The organism is Gallaecimonas kandeliae, from assembly GCF_030450055.1.
GTDB lineage: Bacteria > Pseudomonadota > Gammaproteobacteria > Enterobacterales > Gallaecimonadaceae > Gallaecimonas > Gallaecimonas kandeliae.
The window spans coordinates 336,579-357,649 of the sequence record NZ_CP118480.1; the positions used below are offsets into that span (position 1 = coordinate 336,579).

20 protein-coding genes and 1 tRNA gene are annotated in these 21,071 nt (G+C 57.7%); all 21 read left to right on the top strand.

The features are described from left to right. Positions 1-130: 130 nt before the first annotated feature. The 21 genes from PVT67_RS01525 to rpsC all read left to right on the top strand — a co-directional run bounded on the left by PVT67_RS01525 (position 131) and on the right by rpsC (position 21,066). A tRNA-Trp gene (locus PVT67_RS01525) sits at positions 131-206 on the top strand. A 65-nt stretch (positions 207-271) separates the two neighbouring features. Next, a complete protein-coding gene (secE, locus tag PVT67_RS01530) occupies positions 272-661 on the top strand; it encodes a preprotein translocase subunit SecE (protein WP_301499625.1) in 390 nt (129 codons plus the stop codon). 3 nt (positions 662-664) lie between these two features. Beyond that, complete coding sequence (gene nusG, locus PVT67_RS01535) at positions 665-1,207, top strand: transcription termination/antitermination protein NusG (RefSeq protein WP_301497107.1); 543 nt, start codon at positions 665-667, stop codon at positions 1,205-1,207. Positions 1,208-1,334: 127 nt separating this feature from the next. Continuing rightward, on the top strand, positions 1,335-1,763 hold the full coding sequence (gene rplK / locus PVT67_RS01540) for a 50S ribosomal protein L11 (RefSeq protein WP_301497109.1): 429 nt from the start codon (positions 1,335-1,337) through the stop codon (positions 1,761-1,763). Between the two features lie 3 nt (positions 1,764-1,766). Then, complete coding sequence (gene rplA, locus PVT67_RS01545; RefSeq protein WP_301497112.1) at positions 1,767-2,465, top strand: 50S ribosomal protein L1; 699 nt, start codon at positions 1,767-1,769, stop codon at positions 2,463-2,465. 250 nt (positions 2,466-2,715) lie between these two features. Then, positions 2,716-3,219 (top strand): 50S ribosomal protein L10, encoded by a 504-nt coding sequence (rplJ, locus tag PVT67_RS01550; RefSeq protein ID WP_301497114.1) that lies wholly within the window; start codon positions 2,716-2,718, stop codon positions 3,217-3,219. 47 nt (positions 3,220-3,266) lie between these two features. Next, complete coding sequence (rplL, locus tag PVT67_RS01555) at positions 3,267-3,632, top strand: 50S ribosomal protein L7/L12 (protein ID WP_301497116.1); 366 nt, start codon at positions 3,267-3,269, stop codon at positions 3,630-3,632. A gap of 213 nt (positions 3,633-3,845) precedes the next feature. After that, positions 3,846-7,874 carry a DNA-directed RNA polymerase subunit beta gene (gene rpoB / locus PVT67_RS01560; RefSeq protein ID WP_301497118.1) on the top strand — a complete coding sequence of 1,343 codons (4,029 nt, stop codon included), beginning with the start codon at positions 3,846-3,848 and terminating at the stop codon, positions 7,872-7,874. Positions 7,875-7,956: 82 nt separating this feature from the next. Next, positions 7,957-12,171, top strand: coding sequence for a DNA-directed RNA polymerase subunit beta' (gene rpoC, locus PVT67_RS01565; RefSeq protein ID WP_301497120.1), 4,215 nt, complete (start codon positions 7,957-7,959; stop codon positions 12,169-12,171). Positions 12,172-12,324: 153 nt separating this feature from the next. Beyond that, positions 12,325-12,699 (top strand): 30S ribosomal protein S12, encoded by a 375-nt coding sequence (rpsL, locus tag PVT67_RS01570; protein WP_008486781.1) that lies wholly within the window; start codon positions 12,325-12,327, stop codon positions 12,697-12,699. Between the two features lie 80 nt (positions 12,700-12,779). Next, positions 12,780-13,250, top strand: coding sequence for a 30S ribosomal protein S7 (gene rpsG, locus PVT67_RS01575; RefSeq protein WP_301497123.1), 471 nt, complete (start codon positions 12,780-12,782; stop codon positions 13,248-13,250). A 72-nt stretch (positions 13,251-13,322) separates the two neighbouring features. Beyond that, complete coding sequence (fusA, locus tag PVT67_RS01580) at positions 13,323-15,425, top strand: elongation factor G (RefSeq protein ID WP_301497125.1); 2,103 nt, start codon at positions 13,323-13,325, stop codon at positions 15,423-15,425. Between the two features lie 61 nt (positions 15,426-15,486). After that, positions 15,487-16,671, top strand: coding sequence for an elongation factor Tu (tuf, locus tag PVT67_RS01585; RefSeq protein ID WP_301497127.1), 1,185 nt, complete (start codon positions 15,487-15,489; stop codon positions 16,669-16,671). A gap of 295 nt (positions 16,672-16,966) precedes the next feature. After that, a complete protein-coding gene (gene rpsJ, locus PVT67_RS01590) occupies positions 16,967-17,278 on the top strand; it encodes a 30S ribosomal protein S10 (RefSeq protein ID WP_008486823.1) in 312 nt (103 codons plus the stop codon). Positions 17,279-17,320: 42 nt separating this feature from the next. Further along, positions 17,321-17,959 (top strand): 50S ribosomal protein L3, encoded by a 639-nt coding sequence (rplC, locus tag PVT67_RS01595; RefSeq protein WP_301497131.1) that lies wholly within the window; start codon positions 17,321-17,323, stop codon positions 17,957-17,959. An 18-nt stretch (positions 17,960-17,977) separates the two neighbouring features. After that, complete coding sequence (gene rplD, locus PVT67_RS01600) at positions 17,978-18,583, top strand: 50S ribosomal protein L4 (protein ID WP_301497133.1); 606 nt, start codon at positions 17,978-17,980, stop codon at positions 18,581-18,583. After that, positions 18,580-18,879, top strand: coding sequence for a 50S ribosomal protein L23 (gene rplW, locus PVT67_RS01605; RefSeq protein WP_301497135.1), 300 nt, complete (start codon positions 18,580-18,582; stop codon positions 18,877-18,879). Before rplD ends, rplW begins: the two co-directional genes overlap by 4 nt. A 17-nt stretch (positions 18,880-18,896) precedes the next feature. Next, complete coding sequence (gene rplB, locus PVT67_RS01610) at positions 18,897-19,721, top strand: 50S ribosomal protein L2 (RefSeq protein ID WP_301497137.1); 825 nt, start codon at positions 18,897-18,899, stop codon at positions 19,719-19,721. Positions 19,722-19,740: 19 nt separating this feature from the next. After that, complete coding sequence (gene rpsS, locus PVT67_RS01615; protein ID WP_008486816.1) at positions 19,741-20,019, top strand: 30S ribosomal protein S19; 279 nt, start codon at positions 19,741-19,743, stop codon at positions 20,017-20,019. A 10-nt stretch (positions 20,020-20,029) separates the two neighbouring features. After that, positions 20,030-20,362: a 50S ribosomal protein L22 gene (rplV, locus tag PVT67_RS01620; RefSeq protein ID WP_301497142.1), complete on the top strand. Its 333-nt coding sequence runs from the start codon at positions 20,030-20,032 to the stop codon at positions 20,360-20,362. Positions 20,363-20,379: 17 nt separating this feature from the next. After that, on the top strand, positions 20,380-21,066 hold the full coding sequence (gene rpsC / locus PVT67_RS01625) for a 30S ribosomal protein S3 (RefSeq protein ID WP_301497144.1): 687 nt from the start codon (positions 20,380-20,382) through the stop codon (positions 21,064-21,066). Positions 21,067-21,071 lie beyond the last annotated feature (5 nt).

Here is a 21,071-nt window from a genome sequence, read left to right on the forward strand (position 1 = left end):
AGGGGCGCCTCGGCGCCCCTTCTTTCTGATGCGACAGAAAAAGAGTCATCCCGCCAAGATCCTGCGGGAAATATTCTTCAGCTTCTGTTAGTATCGGCACCTCGCCTTAATGAGGTCGCAAGATTAGGATAGGGCAGTAGTTCAATTGGTAGAGCACCGGTCTCCAAAACCGGGTGTTGGGGGTTCGAGTCCCTCCTGCCCTGCCAACTGCCGAACGACCCCGCTGTGAGCGGGGTTTTCGTATCGACGGATGTTGATTAGGTTGGTCATGATGAATGTGAATACTGAACATCAACAGCAGCCGAAGAGTGCGCTGGATGTGGTTTTGTGGGTACTGATAGCAGCCCTGCTGGGTGGCCTGGTCGTGGTTAACCACTTCTTTGGTCAAGACGCTTCCATGCTGATCCGTGCCGTTGTCGGTGTGGCGGCTTTTGCCGTTGCCATTGGCCTGGCCTCTCTGACCCGCAAGGGTAAGGAAGCCCTGGCTTTTGCTAAGGAATCCCGCACCGAGGTACGTAAGGTTGTTTGGCCGACCCGCCAGGAAACTGTCCACACTACCCTCATCATCATGGCTGCCGTGGCCGTCATGGGCCTGCTGCTGTGGATGATGGACGGCATCCTGGTCCGTGTGATCGGTTGGTTCACTGGTTTGAGGGTTTAACCCATGTCTGAGCAGAAAAAACGTTGGTACGTGGTACAGGCCTTTTCTGGCTTCGAGTCCCGCGTCGCCCAGTCCCTGCGCGAACACATCAAGATGCACGGCATGGAAGAGTACTTCGGCGATGTACTGGTCCCCACTGAAGAAGTGGTGGAGATGCGTGCTGGCCAGAAACGCAAGTCCGAGCGCAAGTTCTTCCCCGGCTATGTGCTGGTGCACATGGTGATGAATGACGAGTCTTGGCACTTGGTGCGTTCCATTCCCCGCGTCATGGGCTTCATCGGCGGTACCTCTGACCGCCCTGCGCCGATTTCCGACAAGGAAGCCGACGCCATTCTCAACCGCCTGCAGGAAGCGGTGGACAAGCCGCGCCACAAGACCCTGTTCGAACCCGGCGAAGTGGTGCGGGTCAACGACGGTCCCTTTGCCGACTTCAACGGCGTGGTCGAGGAAGTGGACTACGAGAAGAGCCGCCTGAAGGTCTCCGTCATGATCTTCGGTCGTTCCACCCCGGTGGAGCTGGACTTCGGTCAGGTCGAGAAAGGCTGACGAACGAAAATTCGGCAATTTGCTTGGCAGGGGCAGCGAGATTCAGTAGAATTCGCTGCCCTAATTTCTTTAGGGGCCCTAACGGGGAGCCTCTTTGAGGCGCTTGAACCCAATAACGAGGTATATCATGGCTAAGAAAGTATCGGCCTACATCAAGCTGCAGGTTGCAGCTGGTATGGCTAACCCCAGCCCGCCGATCGGCCCGGCTCTGGGTCAGCACGGCGTCAACATCATGGAATTCTGTAAGGCCTTCAACGCCCGTACCGATTCCCTGGAAAAAGGCATGCCGCTGCCTGTGGTCATCACTGTTTACAGCGACCGCTCCTTCACTTTCATCACCAAGACCCCGCCTGCCAGCTTCCTGCTGAAGAAGGCTGCCGGTATCAAGAGCGGTTCCAAGAAGCCGCACGTTGATAAAGTGGGCAAGGTTACCCGTGCTCAGCTGGAAGAAATTGCCAAGCTGAAAGAGCCGGACCTGACCGCTTCCGACCTGGACGCCGCTGTGCGTACCATCGCCGGTTCTGCCCGTTCCATGGGCCTGGTAGTGGAGGACTAAGACATGGCTAAGCTGACCAAGCGTATGCGTCTCATCCGTGAGAAAGTCAACGCCACCCAAGACTACTCCATCAACGAAGCCGTTGCCCTGCTCAAAGAGCTGGCCACTGCCAAGTTCGTTGAAAGCGTTGACGTTGCCGTGAACCTGGGCATCGACGCACGTAAATCCGACCAGAACGTTCGTGGCGCCACCGTGCTGCCCCACGGTACTGGCCGCAGCGTGCGTGTAGCCGTGTTCACCCAAGGCGCCAACGCCGAAGCCGCCAAAGAAGCCGGTGCCGACATCATCGGCATGGAAGATTTGGCTGAGCAGGTTAAAGCCGGTCAAATGGACTTCGATGTGGTTATCGCTTCCCCTGACGCCATGCGCGTAGTGGGTATGCTGGGCCAGATCCTGGGTCCCCGTGGCCTGATGCCGAACCCCAAAGTCGGTACTGTAACCCCCAACGTTGCCGAGGCTGTCAAGAACGCCAAGGCTGGTCAGGTGCGTTACCGCAACGACAAGAACGGCATCATCCACAGCACCATCGGTAAGGTTGATTTCGAAGAAGGCAAGCTGAAGGAAAACCTGGAAGCTCTGCTGGCTGCCCTGAAGAAAGCGAAACCCGCTACTTCCAAAGGTCAGTACATCAAGAAAGTCAGCCTGTCCACCACCATGGGTGCTGGCGTTTCTATCGATCAAGGCAGCCTGGACGTTCAGTAATCCAAGCCGCTTTGAGAGAGATTGGCGAAAGCGTCGGCATATGTTAATATCTGGCGCTTTCGCATGGGTCGACGCCCCCTTAAGGGGCGTTCGTCCAAGACCGTAGGAGCCGCAAGGCTTAAATCTTCCTACGCAGACGGTGTAGGCCCTAAGAGATTTTTCTCTCTTGGATGCTTCACCGTAAGGCGCTCAGGCTCGCCTGAGTGAGTGTAACTGCCGGTAAAACCGGCAATATCCAGGAGTTAAGCCAATGGCATTAAGACTCGACGACAAAAAAGCAATTGTTGCTGAAGTCAGCGAAGCTGCCAAAGGCGCACTGTCTGCAGTTGTAGCCGATTCACGCGGTGTAACTGTAGGAGCGATGACTCAGCTGCGCGCGAATGCCCGTTCTCAGGGCATCTACATGAAGGTGGTTCGTAACACCCTCGCTCGTCGCGCTGTTGAAGGCACCGATTACGCGTGCCTGACTGACGTCTTCGTTGGCCCGACCTTGATCGCTTTCTCTAAAGAGCACCCCGGTGCTGCGGCGCGTCTGTTCAAAGACTTCGCCAAGGAAAACGACAAGTTCGAGGTGAAAGGTGCTGCCTTTAACGGGGAGTTCATCCCTGCAGCCCAGATTGACCGTCTCGCAAAGCTGCCAACTTACGAAGAAGCACTGGCCAAGCTGATGGCGACTATGAAAGAAGCCGCCGCTGGCAAACTGGTTCGTACTCTGGCCGCCCTGCGCGACAAGAAAGAAGCCGAAGCTGCCTAAGCTTCCGGCCGACTATCGAATACTTCAGAACATTAGGAAACTGAGTCATGTCCGTAACTAAAGAGCAAATCCTCGAAGCCGTAGCCGCCATGTCCGTAATGGAAGTGGTTGAGCTGGTTGAAGCCATGGAAGAGAAGTTCGGTGTTTCTGCCGCTGCCGCTGTTGCCGTAGCCGGTGAAGCCGCTGCTGCCGTAGAAGAGCAAACCGAATTCAACGTCATCCTGACCGCTGCTGGCGCCAACAAAGTTGCCGCCATCAAAGCTGTCCGTGGCGCTACCGGTCTGGGCCTGAAAGAAGCCAAAGATCTGGTTGAAGCCGCTCCTGCCACCGTTAAGGAAGGCATTTCCAAAGGCGAAGCCGAAGCGCTGAAGAAAGAACTCGAAGAAGCTGGTGCTTCTGTTGAGATCAAATAACCTAGACTCTAGGTTAGCGTCCCTTCGGGGGCTGAGGCTGGTGGCGTAGAGCCACCGGCCTTTTCGCGCTGTAGGAATCGGCAAAATTTCGCGTCGTTTATTTTGCCGATTCCGGCGGCTTGATCACCCAGGCTGCCAACGACAAAACGACGTTGCGCTGAGACTGTCCTGTCGGACATTAGTGGGTCACACTTTCGCGAGCTGAGGAACCCCATGGTGTACTCTTACACAGAGAAAAAACGCATTCGTAAGGATTTCGGTAAACGTTCCCAAGTACTGGACGTGCCTTTCCTTCTCTCCATCCAGTTGGACTCCTTCACGAAGTTCATCGAGATGGATCCAGACGGGCAAAACGGCCTGGAAGCCGCTTTCCGTTCTGTTTTCCCGATCAAGAGCTATTCCGGCAACGCCGAGCTCCAATACGTCAGCTACCGTCTGGGCGAGCCCGTCTTTGACGTGCAAGAGTGCCAGATCCGTGGTGTCACCTACGCAGCTCCGCTGCGCGTGAAGCTGCGCCTGGTGCTGTTCGATAGAGAAGCTGCTCCTGGTACCGTCAAGGATATCCGCGAGCAGGAAGTCTACATGGGGGAGATCCCCTTGATGACCGACAACGGTACCTTTGTCATCAACGGTACCGAGCGCGTCATCGTGTCTCAGCTGCACCGTTCTCCTGGCGTGTTTTTCGATCACGACCGTGGTAAGACCCACTCCTCTGGTAAGGTCCTCTACAACGCTCGCATCATCCCCTACCGTGGGTCCTGGTTGGATTTTGAGTTCGATCCCAAAGACAACCTCTTTGTCCGTATCGACCGTCGCCGCAAGCTGCCGGCGTCCATCATCCTGCGCGCCTTGGATTACAGCGCCGAGGACATTCTTGATCTGTTCTTCGAGAAGGTGACTTTCGAGATCAAGAAAGACAAGTTGATGATGACCCTGGTGCCGGAACGCCTGCGTGGCGACACCGCCACCTTCGACATCAAAGATGCCAAAGGTGAAGTGCTGGTCGAAAAAGGCCGCCGCGTCACCGCCCGCCATGTCCGTCAGATGGAAAAGGACGGCATGGACAAGCTGGAAGTGCCCACCGATTACATCATCGGCAAGGTACTGTCCAAGGACTACGTAGACCAGTCCAGCGGTGAAGTGATCGCCGTTGCCAACCAGGAACTGTCCCTGGACCTGCTGGCCAAGCTGTCCCAAGCCGGCTACAAGGCCATCGAGACCCTGTACTTCAACGATCTCGACCATGGAGCCTACATGTCCGAGACTCTGCGCGTCGACTCCACCAACAGCCGCCTCGAGGCGCTGGTCGAGATCTACCGCATGATGCGTCCCGGTGAGCCGCCGACCCGCGAAGCGGCCGAAGCCCTGTTCAATAACCTCTTCTTCTCCGAAGAGCGTTATGATCTGTCCACCGTCGGCCGGATGAAGTTCAACCGCCGTGTCGGCCGTGACAGCATCGAAGGCAGTGGTGTACTGGACAACCAGGACATCATCGACGTCATGAAGACCCTCATCGAGATCCGTAATGGTCGCGGTGAAGTGGACGATATCGACCACCTGGGCAACCGCCGTATCCGCTCCGTGGGCGAAATGGCCGAGAACCAGTTCCGTGTCGGCCTGGTGCGTGTCGAGCGTGCCGTGCGCGAGCGCCTGTCCCTGGGCGACATGGAAGGCCTGATGCCGCAGGACCTGATCAACGCTAAGCCGATCAGTGCCGCCGTCAAGGAATTCTTCGGTTCCAGCCAGCTGTCCCAGTTCATGGACCAGAACAACCCCCTGTCCGAGGTTACCCACAAGCGCCGTATTTCGGCCCTGGGCCCCGGCGGTCTGACCCGTGAGCGCGCCGGCTTCGAAGTCCGTGACGTACACCCGACCCACTACGGTCGCCTGTGCCCCATCGAGACTCCTGAAGGTCCGAACATCGGTCTGATCAACTCCCTGTCCTGCTTCGCCCGGACCAACGAGTACGGCTTCCTGGAAACCCCCTACCGCAAGGTAGTGGATGGCCAGGTCACCGACGACGTCGAGTACCTGTCCGCCATCGAAGAAGGCCAGTACGTGGTGGCCCAGGCCAACGCCTCCGTGGACGAAAACAATCGCCTGCTGGACGAGCTGGTTCCCTGCCGCCACAAGGGCGAATCCACCTACATGAATGCCAGCGACATCCAGCTGATGGATGTAAGCCCGCAGCAGATCGTGTCCGTGGCCGCGTCCCTGATCCCCTTCCTTGAGCACGACGACGCCAACCGCGCCCTGATGGGTTCGAACATGCAACGTCAGGCCGTTCCGACCCTGCGCGCCGACAAGCCGCTGGTGGGTACCGGCATGGAGCGCACCGTAGCGGTCGACTCCGGCGTCTGCGTGGTGGCCAAGCGCGGTGGTACCATCGACTATGTCGATGCCTCCCGTATCGTGGTCAAGGTCAACGAGGAAGAGATGCTGCCTGGCGAAGCCGGTATCGACATCTACAACCTCATCAAATACACCCGTTCCAACCAGAACACCTGCATCAACCAGAAGCCGGTGTGTAACGTTGGTGACCCCATCGTCCGCGGTGACGTACTGGCCGACGGCCCGTCCACCGACCTGGGCGACCTGGCCCTGGGCCAGAACATGCGCGTCGCCTTCATGCCCTGGAACGGCTACAACTTCGAGGACTCCATCCTCATCTCCGAGCGCGTGGTGCAGGAAGACCGCTTCACCACCATCCACATCCAGGAACTGTCCTGTGTGGCTCGTGACACCAAGCTGGGGCCGGAAGAGATCACCGCCGATATCCCCAACGTCGGTGAGTCTGCCCTGAGCAAGCTGGATGAGTCCGGTATCGTCTACATCGGTGCCGAAGTGAAGCCTGGCGACATCCTGGTCGGTAAGGTCACCCCCAAAGGTGAAACTCAGCTGACTCCGGAAGAGAAGCTGCTGCGTGCCATCTTCGGTGAGAAGGCGTCCGACGTTAAGGACACCTCCCTGCGCGTACCCGGTTCCACCTACGGTACCGTTATCGACGTTCAGGTCTTTACCCGTGACGGCGTAGAGAAGGACAAGCGCGCTCTTGAAATCGAAGAGATGCAACTCAAGCAGGCCAAGAAGGACCTGACCGAAGAGTTCCAGATCCTCGAAGCCGGTATCTACGACCGCGCCAAGAACCTGCTGCTGTCCTCCGGTTTCGACGAAGCCAAGCTGGCCAAGCTCGACAAGGCCAAGTTGCTGGAGCAATCCATCGACGACGAAGCCAAGCAGGTTGAACTCGAGAAGATTGCCGAGCAGCTCATCGAGATCAAAGCCGACTTCGACAAGAAGTTCGAAGCCAAGCGCGCCAAGATCATTCAAGGCGATGACCTGGCTCCTGGCGTCCTGAAGATCGTCAAGGTCTACCTGGCCGTCAAGCGCCGCGTGCAGCCCGGCGATAAGATGGCCGGTCGCCACGGTAACAAAGGTGTTATCTCCACCATAGTGCCCGTGGAAGACATGCCTTACGACGAGAACGGCAACCCGGTCGACATCGTGCTGAACCCGCTGGGCGTACCTTCCCGTATGAACATCGGTCAGATCCTGGAAACCCACCTGGGCTTGGCGGCCAAAGGGGTAGGTGAGCGCATCAACGAGATGCTCCAGGAACAGCGAGAGCTCGCCGAGCTGCGCGACTTCCTGAAGAAGGTCTATGCCCTGGGCAACTACCGCCAGGAAGTGGACATCGACAGCTTCAGCGACGACGAAGTGATCCGTCTGGCTCAGCATCTGAAAGGCGGTGTGCCGATCGCTACTCCTGCCTTCGATGGCTGCGCCGAAGCCACCATCAAGGACATGCTGGAACTGGCTGGTCTGCCCCGTTCTGGTCAGATCGTGCTGCATGACGGCCGCACCGGTAACGCCTTCGAGCGTGCTGTAACCGTCGGTTACATGTACATGCTGAAGCTGAACCACCTGGTCGACGACAAGATGCACGCCCGTTCCACCGGCTCCTACAGCCTGGTTACCCAGCAGCCGCTGGGTGGTAAGGCCCAGTTCGGTGGCCAGCGTTTCGGGGAGATGGAAGTCTGGGCCCTGGAGGCCTACGGCGCCGCCTACACCCTGCAGGAAATGCTCACCGTCAAGTCTGACGATGTGAACGGCCGTACCAAGATGTACAAGAACATCGTGGATGGCGACTACTCCATGGAGCCGGGCATGCCCGAGTCCTTCAACGTACTGCTGAAGGAAATCCGCTCTTTGGGTATCAACATCGAGCTGGACGAAGAGTAAGCCGCAAGGCCGAAGTGAATCGAGGTTCTGGGGCGGCGGCTTGCCGCCGCCCCGCAGGGTTTAACTCCGATAGGAGAAAAGCGTGAAAGACTTACTCAAGTTTTTGAAACAGCAGAACAAGACCGAAGAATTCGATGCCATCCGCATCGGTCTTGCTTCTCCTGACATGATTCGCTCTTGGTCTTACGGCGAAGTGAAAAAGCCGGAGACCATCAACTACCGTACCTTCAAGCCGGAGCGTGACGGTCTTTTCTGTGCCCGTATCTTCGGGCCCGTGAAGGACTACGAGTGCCTGTGCGGTAAGTACAAGCGCCTCAAGCACCGTGGCGTGATCTGTGAAAAATGTGGTGTTGAAGTCACTCTGACCAAAGTGCGCCGTGAGCGCATGGGTCACATCGAGCTGGCCAGCCCCGTTGCCCACATCTGGTTCCTCAAGTCCCTGCCGTCCCGGATCGGCCTGCTGCTGGACATGACCCTGCGTGATATCGAGCGCGTGCTTTATTTCGAAAGCTACGTCGTCATCGAGCCGGGTATGACCAACCTCGAAAAAGGCGCCATGCTGACCGAAGATCAGTATCTGGATGCCCTCGAGCAGTGGGGCGACGAGTTCGACGCCCGCATGGGTGCCGAAGCCGTGCAGGAGCTTCTCAAGCGTATCGAACTCGAGAAAGAAATCGAGCAGATGCGTGAAGAGCTGCCCTCCATCAACTCCGAGACCCGCCGTAAGAAGGTGACCAAGCGTCTCAAGCTGATGGAAGCCTTCTTCAAGTCCGGCAACAAGCCGGAGTGGATGATCATGGCCGTGCTGCCGGTGCTGCCGCCGGATCTGCGCCCCCTGGTCCCCCTGGACGGTGGCCGTTTCGCGACTTCCGATCTGAACGATCTGTACCGCCGCGTCATCAACCGTAACAACCGTCTCAAGCGCCTGCTGGACCTGGCCGCGCCTGACATCATCGTGCGTAACGAAAAGCGCATGCTGCAGGAAGCGGTCGACGCGCTGCTGGATAACGGCCGTCGTGGCCGTGCTATCACCGGCTCCAACCGCCGTCCGCTCAAATCCCTTGCCGACATGATCAAGGGTAAGCAAGGTCGTTTCCGTCAGAACCTGCTGGGTAAACGTGTCGACTACTCCGGTCGTTCCGTTATCACCGTAGGTCCGACCCTGCGCCTGCATCAGTGCGGCCTGCCCAAGAAGATGGCCCTTGAGCTGTTCAAGCCCTTCATCTACGGCAAGCTGGAAGCCCGTGGCCTCGCCACCACCATCAAAGCCGCCAAGAAAATGGTCGAGCGCGAAGTGGCCGAGGTGTGGGACGTTCTGGACGAAGTGATCCGCGAACACCCCGTGCTGCTGAACCGTGCACCGACCCTGCACCGTCTGGGTATCCAGGCGTTTGAGCCCGTCCTTATCGAAGGTAAGGCCATCCAGCTGCACCCCCTGGTCTGTGCCGCGTACAACGCCGACTTCGACGGTGACCAGATGGCGGTCCACGTACCGCTGACCCTGGAAGCCCAGCTCGAAGCCCGTGCGCTGATGATGTCCACCAACAACATCCTGTCTCCGGCCAACGGTGAACCTATCATCGTTCCCTCTCAGGACGTGGTACTGGGCCTCTATTACATGAGCCGCGAGCGCATCAATGCCAAAGGTGAAGGCATGGTGCTGCGTGGTCCCAAGGAAGCCGAGAAGGTCTACCGCGCCGGCCTGGCTGACCTGCACGCTCGCGTCAAGGCCCGTATCAGCCATTGGGTGGAAACCGAAGACGGCGACTACGTCGAAGACATCCGTCTGACTGACACTACTGTCGGCCGCGCCATTCTGAGCCTGATCCTGCCCAAGGGCATGCCCTTCGAGCTGATCAACCAGAATATGGGTAAGAAGCAGATTTCCCGTCTGCTGAACGCCTGTTACCGTCGCCTGGGCCTGAAGGACTCCGTCATCTTCGCTGACCAGCTGATGTACACCGGTTTCCATTACGCCACCCTGGCCGGTGCCTCCGTCGGTATTGACGACATGGTCATCCCCGATGCCAAGGCCGCCATTATCGCGGAAGCGGAAGCAGAAGTTGCCGAGATCCAGGAGCAGTTCTCCTCCGGTCTGGTGACCGCCGGCGAACGCTACAACAAGGTTATCGACATCTGGTCCACCGCCAACGAGCGGGTGTCCAAGGCCATGATGAGCAACCTGTCCACTGAAGAGGTGGAAAACCGCGACGGTGAGATGGAGACCCAGGCCTCCTTCAACTCCATCTACATGATGGCCGACTCCGGTGCCCGGGGTAGTGCTGCCCAGATCCGTCAGTTGGCCGGTATGCGGGGCCTGATGGCCAAGCCCGACGGCTCCATCATCGAGACCCCCATCACCGCGAACTTCCGTGAAGGTCTGAACGTACTGCAGTACTTCATCTCCACCCACGGTGCTCGTAAGGGTCTGGCGGATACCGCTCTGAAGACCGCGAACTCCGGTTACCTGACCCGTCGTCTGGTCGACGTGGCCCAGGATCTGGTGATCACCGAGTCCGACTGTGGCACCCTCGAAGGTCTGTGGATGACCCCGCTGATTGAAGGCGGTGACGTGGTCGAGCCGCTGCGCGAGCGCGTGCTGGGCCGTGTCGTCTGCGAAGACGTCATGATCCCCGGTTCTGATGAAGTGCTGCTGCCCCGCAACACCCTGCTGGACGAAGCTAAGGTCGACCTGCTGGAAGCCCACTCCATCGACCAGGTGAAAGTGCGTTCCGTCATCACCTGTGACACCGACTTCGGCGTCTGTGCCCACTGTTACGGCCGTGACTTGGCCCGTGGCCACATCATCAACGGCGGTGAGGCCATTGGTGTTATCGCCGCCCAGTCCATCGGTGAACCCGGCACCCAGCTGACCATGCGTACCTTCCACATCGGTGGTGCGGCCTCCCGGGCCACCGCGGAAAACTCCGTACAGGTCAAGAACAGCGGCTCACTGAAGCTGCACAACGCCAAGTTCGTTGTGAACAGCGACGGCAAGATCGTCATCACCTCTCGCTCCACCGAGCTGACCGTGACCGACGAGAACGGCCGTGAGCGCGAGCGTTACAAGCTGCCCTACGGTGCCGTATTGACCAAGCAGGACGGTGAAGCCGTTGCCGCTGGCGACATCGTTGCCAACTGGGATCCGCACACCCACCCGATCATCACCGAGGTGAAGGGTCAGATTAAGTTCGTGGACATGCTGGATGGCGTGACCATGAGCCGCCAGACCGACGAACTGACCGGTCTGTCCAGCATCGTTATCCTTGAGCCCTCTCAGCGTCCGACCGCGGGCAAAGAGATGCGTCCCATGGTGAAACTGGTGGACGAGAAGGGTAAGGACGTCAACATCGCTGGCACCGATATCCCGGCCCAGTACTTCCTGCCCGGTAACGCCATCGTCAACCTGGACGACGGTGTCATGGTGAACGTGGGTGACGCCCTGGCGCGTATCCCGCAGGAAACCTCCAAGACCCGCGACATCACTGGTGGTCTGCCCCGCGTTGCCGACCTGTTCGAAGCCCGCCGTCCGAAAGAGCCGGCAATCCTGGCCGAGATCAGCGGTACCATCTCTTTCGGCAAGGAGACCAAAGGCAAGCGTCGTCTGGTGATCACACCTTCCGAAGGCAACGCCTACGAAGAGATGATCCCGAAATGGCGTCAGCTGAACGTCTTCGAAGGTGAACAGGTCCAGCGCGGTGAAGTCATCGCCGACGGTCCGGAAGCACCTCAGGACATACTGCGCCTGCGTGGCATCGAGGCTGTGGCCCGTTACATCGTTAACGAAGTGCAGGACGTTTACCGTCTGCAGGGCGTTAAGATCAACGACAAGCACATCGAAACCATCGTTCGCCAGATGCTGCGTAAGTGCACCATCACCAACCCGGGTGACTCCGAGCTCCTGGAAGGCGAAACAGTGGAAGTGGCGCGCGTCAAGATCGCCAACCGCGACCTGGAAAACGCCGGCAAGCAGCCTGCCTCCTTCGAGCGCCAGCTGCTGGGTATCACCAAGGCGTCCCTGGCAACCGAGTCTTTCATATCGGCAGCCTCCTTCCAGGAAACCACCCGCGTCCTGACCGAAGCGGCGGTTTCCGGCAAGGCCGACGACCTGCGCGGCCTGAAAGAAAACGTCATCGTTGGCCGTCTGATCCCGGCCGGTACCGGTTACTCCTATCACCAGGAACGTAACCGTCAGCGCGCCAAAGGCGTGGCTGTAGCCGAGCCGCAGATGACTGCCGATGACGCAGAGAAAGCGCTGACCGATCTGTTGAACGCCGATCTGGGCAGCGAAGAGTAAAAGGCTGTCATGACAGTTTCACAGGCCGTCCCCATAGTGGGCGGCCTGTGTTGTCTTGACACTTTTTTGAGCGGCATTTAGAATGCCGCGGCCCTTTATTGGGGCGATTTTTCACCGTTTGAAAAAAGCATCTAAATCAGGAGTAGCAAGCTAATGGCTACAATTAACCAGCTGGTGCGCAAGCCCCGCGTCAAGAAAGTTGCCAAGAGCAACGTTCCGGCGCTGGAAGCCTGCCCCCAAAAGCGTGGTGTTTGTACTCGCGTGTACACCACCACCCCCAAGAAGCCGAACTCCGCACTGCGCAAAGTTTGCCGTGTGCGTCTGACCAACGGTTTCGAAGTCACTTCCTACATCGGTGGTGAAGGCCACAACCTGCAGGAACACTCCGTCGTGCTGATCCGCGGCGGCCGTGTTAAAGACCTGCCAGGTGTGCGTTATCACACCGTGCGCGGCACCCTCGACTGTGCTGGCGTTAAAGATCGTAAGCAAGCCCGTTCCAAGTACGGCGCCAAGCGGCCCAAGTCTTAATGGTTCTCCGTTAAGTAAGGCCAAGCTAAGTATTCATTTTTAGGTTTTGGGTAACCCCTGAAGCATACGGAGATAGAGTCATGCCAAGACGTCGCGTGATTGGTCAACGCAAGATCCTGCCCGATCCCAAGTTCGGATCTGAGGTCATTGCCAAGTTTGTAAACGTCGTGATGGTTGACGGTAAGAAGTCAACCGCCGAGAAGATCGTTTATGGTGCCCTGGACATCATGAACGAGAAGTCAGGTAAAGGTCACATGGAACTGTTCGAAGCCGCCCTGGACAACGTCCGCCCGGCTGTCGAGGTGAAGTCCCGCCGTGTGGGCGGCTCCACTTACCAGGTTCCTGTTGAAGTACGCCCCGTGCGTCGTAACACCCTGGCTATGCGCTGGCTGGTAGATGCTGCCCGTAAGCGCGGTGAAAAATCTATGGCTGCCCGTCTGGCCGGTGAACTGCTGGACGCTGCCGAAAACAAAGGTTCTGCCGTTAAGAAGCGCGAAGACGTGCACCGCATGGCAGAGGCGAACAAAGCATTCGCTCACTACCGCTGGTAATGCCGCTGTGGCCCCTCTTTGGGGCCACACTTGCAGTATCACCACAAGCTTCGTAAATAGAGGAAAGCTATCGTGGCTCGCAAAACACCTATCGAGCGTTACCGTAACATCGGTATCAGCGCTCACATCGATGCAGGTAAAACGACCACCACCGAGCGGGTTCTGTTCTACACCGGTGTATCTCACAAGATCGGTGAAGTGCATGATGGCGCTGCCACCATGGACTGGATGGAGCAGGAGCAGGAGCGTGGTATCACCATCACCTCCGCTGCCACCACCGCCTTCTGGAGCGGCATGGGCCAGCAGTTCCCTGAGCATCGCATCAACATCATCGACACCCCTGGACACGTGGACTTTACCATCGAGGTAGAGCGCTCCATGCGTGTACTGGATGGTGCCGTAATGGTTTACTGCGCTGTTGGCGGTGTTCAGCCCCAGTCCGAAACTGTATGGCGTCAGGCGAACAAGTACCACGTACCCCGTATCGCCTTCGTCAACAAGATGGACCGTACCGGTGCCAACTTCCTGCGCGTTGTTGATCAGATCAAAACCCGCCTGAAGGCCACTCCGGTTCCGATCCAGCTGCCCATCGGCGCTGAGGAAAACTTCAAGGGTGTAATCGACCTTATCAAGATGAAGGCCATCAACTGGTCCGAAGAAGATATGGGCACCACCTTCACCTACGAAGATATCCCTGCCGACATGCAGGATCTCGCCGAAGAATGGCGCATGAACATGGTGGAAGCTGCCGCTGAAGCCAACGAAGAGCTGATGGAAAAGTACCTCGGCGGCGAAGAGCTGACCGAAGAGGAAATCAAGACTGGTCTGCGCGCCCGCGTGCTGAGCACCGACATCATCCTTTGTACCCTGGGTTCCGCGTTCAAGAACAAGGGCGTTCAGGCCATGCTCGACGCTGTTATCGAGTTCCTGCCTGCTCCGACCGACGTTCCGCCGATCAAGGGTGAACTGCCCAACGGTGAAGCCGCTGTTCGTAAGTCCAGCGACGAAGAACCCTTCTCTGCTCTGGCGTTCAAGATTGCCACCGACCCCTTCGTTGGCTCTCTGACCTTCTTCCGCGTCTACTCCGGTGTGGTTAACTCCGGTGACGCCGTGCTGAACGCCACCAAGGACAAGCGCGAGCGTATCGGCCGTATCGTTCAGATGCACGCCAACAAGCGTGACGAAATCACTGAAGTACGTGCCGGCGACATCGCTGCTGCCATCGGTCTGAAGGACGTCACCACCGGTGAAACCCTCTGTACCGAAGCTGCCCCCATCATCCTGGAGCGCATGGAGTTCCCCGAGCCGGTTATCTCCGTTGCCGTTGAACCCAAGACCAAGTCTGACCAGGAAAAAATGGGCCTGGCCCTGGGCCGTCTGGCCAAGGAAGACCCCTCCTTCCGCGTTTGGACCGACGAAGAGTCTGGCCAGACCATCATCGCCGGTATGGGCGAGCTGCACCTGGAAATTCTCGTTGACCGTATGAAACGTGAATTCAAGGTTGAAGCCAACGTAGGTAAGCCTCAGGTTTCCTACCGTGAAACCATCCGTAACAGCGTTGAAGTGGAAGGTAAATTCGTACGTCAGTCCGGTGGTCGTGGTCAGTTCGGTCACGTTTGGCTGCGCATGGAGCCAGTTGAAGAGGGCAAAGGCTACGAGTTCGTCAACGCCATCGTGGGCGGTGTGGTTCCCAAGGAATACATCCCGGCTGTCGATAAAGGTATTCAGGAGCAGATGAAGAACGGTGTTCTTGCCGGCTTCCCCATCGAGGACATGAAAGTCACTCTGTACGATGGCTCCTACCACGACGTTGACTCCAACGAGATGGCGTTCAAAATCGCTGCGTCCATGGGCTTCAAGGCTGGCTTCATGAAAGCCAACCCGGTTCTGCTCGAACCCATCATGAAGGTGGAAGTCGAGACTCCGGAAGAGAACATGGGTGACGTGATCGGCGACATCAACCGTCGTCGTGGTCTGATTGAAGGTATGGATGACGGCCCGTCCGGCAAGATCGTCCGTGGTCAGGTACCGCTGTCCGAAATGTTCGGCTACGCTACCGACCTGCGCTCTGCGACCCAAGGTCGTGCTTCTTACTCCATGGAGTTCTTGAAGTACCAAGAGTGTCCGACCAACATCGCCAAAGACGTTATCGAAGCTCGCAAATCCGGCGAGTAACACTTAGCGAAAGGGCCTGTCCAACTGCAGGCCCCCCCTTTTGAAATGAAGGATTTTAGCCGTGTCTAAAGAAAAATTTGAACGTACAAAACCCCACGTCAACGTAGGTACCATCGGTCACGTTGACCACGGTAAAACCACCCTGACTGCCGCCATCACCTCCGTACTGGCCAAGACCTACGGTGGTTCCGCCAAGGCGTTCGACCAGATCGACAACGCCCCGGAAGAAAAGGCGCGTGGTATCACCATCAACACCTCTCACGTTGAGTACGACACCCCGACCCGTCACTACGCTCACGTTGACTGCCCCGGCCACGCCGACTACGTCAAAAACATGATCACCGGTGCTGCCCAGATGGACGGCGCTATCCTGGTGGTTGCTGCTACCGACGGCCCGATGCCCCAGACCCGCGAGCACATCCTGCTGGCCCGTCAGGTAGGCGTTCCTTACATCATCGTGTTCATGAACAAGTGCGACATGGTTGATGACGAAGAGCTGCAAGAGCTGGTCGAGATGGAAGTGCGCGAGCTGCTGTCCGCCTACGACTTCCCCGGTGACGACCTGCCGGTCATCAGGGGCTCTGCCCTGAAAGCCCTGGAAGGCGACGCCGAGTGGGAGAAGAAGATCATTGAGCTGGGCGAAGCCCTGGACACCTACATCCCCGAGCCGGAGCGCGCTATCGACAAGCCGTTCATCCTGCCCGTGGAAGACGTCTTCTCCATCTCTGGCCGTGGTACCGTTGTTACCGGTCGTGTAGAGCAAGGCATCATCAAGGTTGGTGAAGAAGTGGAAATCGTCGGTATCAACCCGACCACCAAGACCACTTGTACCGGCGTTGAAATGTTCCGCAAGCTGCTGGACGAAGGCCGCGCTGGTGAGAACGTAGGTGTTCTGCTGCGTGGTACCAAGCGTGACGAAGTAGAGCGTGGTCAGGTTCTGTGTAAGCCGGGCTCCATCAAGCCGCACACCAAGTTCGAATCCGAAGTGTACGTGCTGAGCAAAGAAGAAGGTGGTCGTCACACCCCGTTCTTCAAAGGCTACCGTCCGCAGTTCTACTTCCGTACCACTGACGTGACTGGCACCATCGAGCTGCCGGAAGGCGTAGAGATGGTAATGCCTGGTGACAACATCCAGATGGTAGTTGAGCTGATCTGCCCGATCGCCATGGATGAAGGTCTGCGCTTCGCTATCCGCGAAGGTGGCCGTACCGTAGGCGCCGGCGTAGTAGCCAAAATCATCGCCTAATCGCGGTGATTGCCAGAAGAAGGGGCGCCTCGGCGCCCCTTCTTTTTGCCAGAAGGGCAGGGTGGTGGATTTTTGTGCGTCGGGGTTGTCTTTTCACGGCGCCTGCGTATAATCGTCGGGCCTTCCATGCGAAGGCAATGCTCTTGCTGAAAAGATGGGCAATAGGCTCATCAAATACAGTGACCCCGATTTGGGGTCGACGGATAAGAGAACTCCTCTCCCATCCCTCTCGGGATGTGGTTGGGGCGTATTTTTTTATCTGTAGCTCTTTAGTTCTTTACTGGAGTCAAAATAAATGGCTAATCAGCGTATCCGTATCCGCCTGAAGGCTTTCGATCACCGCTTGATCGACCAGTCTACTGCGGAAATCGTGGAAACGGCCAAACGCACTGGCGCCCAGGTTCGCGGTCCTATCCCGCTGCCGACCCGCAAAGAGCGTTTTACCGTGCTGATCTCCCCGCACGTCAACAAAGACGCGCGTGATCAGTATGAAATCCGCACCCATAAGCGTCTGGTGGATATCGTAGAACCCACCGACAAGACTGTTGACGCCTTGATGCGCCTGGATCTGGCTGCTGGCGTCGACGTACAGATCAGCTTGGGCTGATCCTCTGCGTGGCAACACACTGAACAGTCTTAGAGGTTAATAATGGCTATTGGTCTTATCGGTAAAAAAGTCGGGATGACCCGTATCTTCACTGAAGACGGCGTTTCCATTCCCGTAACCGTAATCCAAGTTGAAAGCAACCGCGTGACCCAGGTTAAGAGCCTGGAGACCGACGGCTACCGCGCACTGCAGGTAACTACTGGCTCCAAGAAAGCCAACCGCGTTACCAAGCCGCAAGCGGGTCACTTTGCCAAAGCTGGCGTTGAAGCCGGTCGCGGCCTGTGGGAATTCCGTCTGGCAGACGGCGAAGGCGAAGGCCTGGAGCTGGGTGCCGAGCTGAGCGTATCCCTGTTCGAAGACGTCAAGAAAGTTGACGTGACCGGCACCTCCAAAGGTAAAGGTTTTGCAGGCGCCGTTAAGCGTTGGAACTTCCGCACTCAAGACGCTACTCACGGTAACTCTCTGTCCCACCGCGTACACGGTTCCATTGGTCAAAACCAATCCCCGGGTAAGGTGTTCAAGGGCAAGAAGATGGCTGGTCACATGGGCGACGAGCGCGTTACTACCCAGAACCTGGAACTGGTTCGTGTAGACGCCGAGCGTGGCCTGCTGCTGGTAAAAGGTGCCGTTCCCGGCGCTACCGGCGGTGACCTCATCGTTAAACCCGCTGTGAAAGCGTAACGTCTGAGGAGATAGGTGATGGAATTGGTATTGAAAGACGCGCAAGGCGCTCTTGAAGTTTCCGAAGCTACCTTTGGGCGTGAGCTGAATGAAGCCCTGGTACACCAGGTGGTTGTGGCTTACGCCGCTGCTGCCCGTCAAGGTACCCGTGCTCAGAAGACCCGCTCTGAAGTATCCGGCGGCGGCAAGAAGCCCTTCCGTCAGAAAGGCACCGGCCGCGCTCGTGCCGGCTCCACCCGCAGCCCGATCTGGCGCGCCGGTGGCGTGAGTTTTGCTGCCAAGCCGCAAAACTACGAGCAGAAAGTAAACAAGAAAATGTATCGCGGCGCGATCAAGAGCATCCTGTCTGAACTCGTTCGTCAGGACCGCCTGGTTGTTGTCGAGAACTTCGGTGTTTCCGCACCCAAGACCAAAGAACTGGTTGCCAAGCTGGGCGAGCTGGAGCTGAAAGACGTTCTGATCGTGACTCAAGAAGTCGATGAGAACCTGTTCCTGGCCGCACGCAACCTGTACAAGGTCGACGTACGCGACGTAGCTGGTATCGATCCGGTATCTCTGATCGCCTTCGAAAAGGTGCTGATGACCACTGGTGCTGTGAAGCAGCTTGAGGAGATGCTGGCATGATCCGTGAAGAACGCATTCTGAAAGTGATTCGCGCCCCTCACGTCTCTGAAAAGAGCACTCTGGTTGCCGAGAAGTTCAACACTGTTGTCTTCAAGGTCGCTACCGACTCCACCAAGGCTGAAGTGAAAGCCGCCGTGGAGAAGCTCTTCGAAGTGGAAGTGGACGCAGTCCGCACCGTCAACGTCAAAGGCAAAACCAAGCGTCATGGCGCCCGTAGCGGCCGCCGCAGCGATTGGAAAAAAGCCTATGTGACCCTGAAGGCCGGTCAACAGATCGACTTCGGCGGCGCTGAGTAAGGGGAGGATTCAGAGCTATGGCTATCGTTAAGTGTAAGCCCACATCTCCGGGTCGCCGCCACGTTGTTAAAGTGGTTAACCCTGAGCTGCACAAAGGCAAGCCTCACGCCGCACTGCTGGACAAAAAGTCCAAAACTGGCGGTCGTAACAATGCTGGTCGTATCACCACCCGTCACATCGGCGGTGGTCACAAGCAGCACTACCGGATCATCGACTTCAAGCGTACCAAAGATGGCATTCCTGCCACCGTTGAGCGCCTGGAATACGATCCGAACCGCAGCGCCAACATCGCGCTGGTTCTGTACGCAGACGGTGAGCGTCGCTACATCCTGGCCCCCAAAGGCCTGCAGGCTGGCGACAAGGTTCAGTCCGGTGTAGATGCGCCCATCAAGGCCGGCAACAGCCTGCCGATGCGCAACATCCCGGTCGGTTCCACCGTTCACGCTGTCGAAATGAAGCCCGGTAAAGGCGCTCAGATCGCCCGTTCCGCCGGTGCCTACGTGCAGATCGTTGCCCGTGACGGTGCCTACGTGACTATCCGTCTGCGTAGCGGCGAAATGCGCAAAGTTCCGGCTGACTGCCGCGCCACTATCGGCGAAGTAGGCAATGCCGAGCACATGCTGCGTCAACTGGGTAAAGCTGGTGCCAAGCGCTGGCGTGGTGTTCGTCCCACCGTCCGCGGTGTGGTCATGAACCCCGTCGACCACCCGCACGGTGGTGGTGAAGGCCGTACCTCTGGTGGCCGTCACCCGGTTTCTCCGTGGGGCAAGCCGACCAAAGGTGCCAAGACCCGTAAGAACAAGCGTACTGACAAGTTCATCGTACGCCGTCGTAGCAAGTAACTAAGGTAGAGGAATCACCATGCCACGTTCTCTCAAGAAAGGTCCGTTTATCGACCTGCACTTGCTGAAGAAGGTAGAGAAAGCGGTGGAAAGCGGGGACAAGAAACCTATCAAGACTTGGTCCCGTCGTTCAATGATCATTCCGAACATGATCGGTTTGACCATCGCTGTCCATAATGGTCGTCAGCACGTTCCGGTATACGTTTCCGATGAAATGATCGGTCACAAACTGGGCGAGTTCGCGCCGACCCGTACTTACCGTGGTCACGCCGCGGACAAGAAAGCCAAGAAGCGTTAAGGAGTAAAAGATGGAAGCTATCGCTAAACATCGTTTTGCCCGTACCTCTGCGCAGAAGGCTCGCCTGGTTGCTGATCAGGTTCGCGGTCTGCCCGTGGCCAAGGCCATTGACACTCTGACCTTCAGCGATAAAAAAGCTGCCGGTCTGGTCAAGAAGGTACTGGAGTCTGCCATTGCCAATGCCGAGCACAACTTCGGCCTGGACATCGATGAGCTTAAAGTGGCCAAGATCTTCGTTGACGAAGGTCCGACCATGAAGCGCATCATGCCCCGTGCCAAAGGTCGTGCGGACCGTATCATGAAGCGCACCAGCCACATTACTGTGGTTGTCGCTGAGCGTTAATGACCAGGAGATAAGCAATGGGACAGAAAGTACATCCTAATGGTATCCGCCTGGGCATCGTGAAGCCTTGGAACGCTACCTGGTATGCGGACACCAAAGATTTTGCTGACAACCTGCATGGCGATCACGAAGTGCGCCAGTTCCTGAAAAAGGAACTGAAAGCCGCCTCCGTATCCCGCATCGTTATCGAGCGTCCTGCCAAGTCTATCCGTGTCACCATTCACACCGCTCGTCCGGGTGTGGTGATCGGCAAGAAAGGCGAAGACGTCGAGAAGCTGCGCAAAGCCGTTGCCAAGATTGCCGGCGTGCCCGCGCAAATCAACATCAGCGAAGTGCGCAAGCCTGAGCTGGACGCGCAACTGGTTGCCGACAGCATCAGCAGCCAGCTGGAGCGCCGCGTTATGTTCCGTCGCGCTATGAAGCGTGCTGTACAAAACGCCATGCGCCTGGGTGCCAAGGGTATCAAGGTAGAAGTGAACGGCCGCCTGGGTGGCGCCGAGATCGCTCGCACCGAATGGTACCGTGAAGGCCGTGTGCCGCTGCACACCCTGCGCGCTGACATCGATTATGCCACTTCCGAAGCTCACACCACTTACGGCGTGATCGGCACTAAAGTCTGGGTCTTCAAAGGTGAAGTTCTGGGCGGCATGCCGGTAGCCGAAGTGCAGCCCGAGCCGAAGAAGAAAGGCAAAGGTGGCAAGTAAGGAGT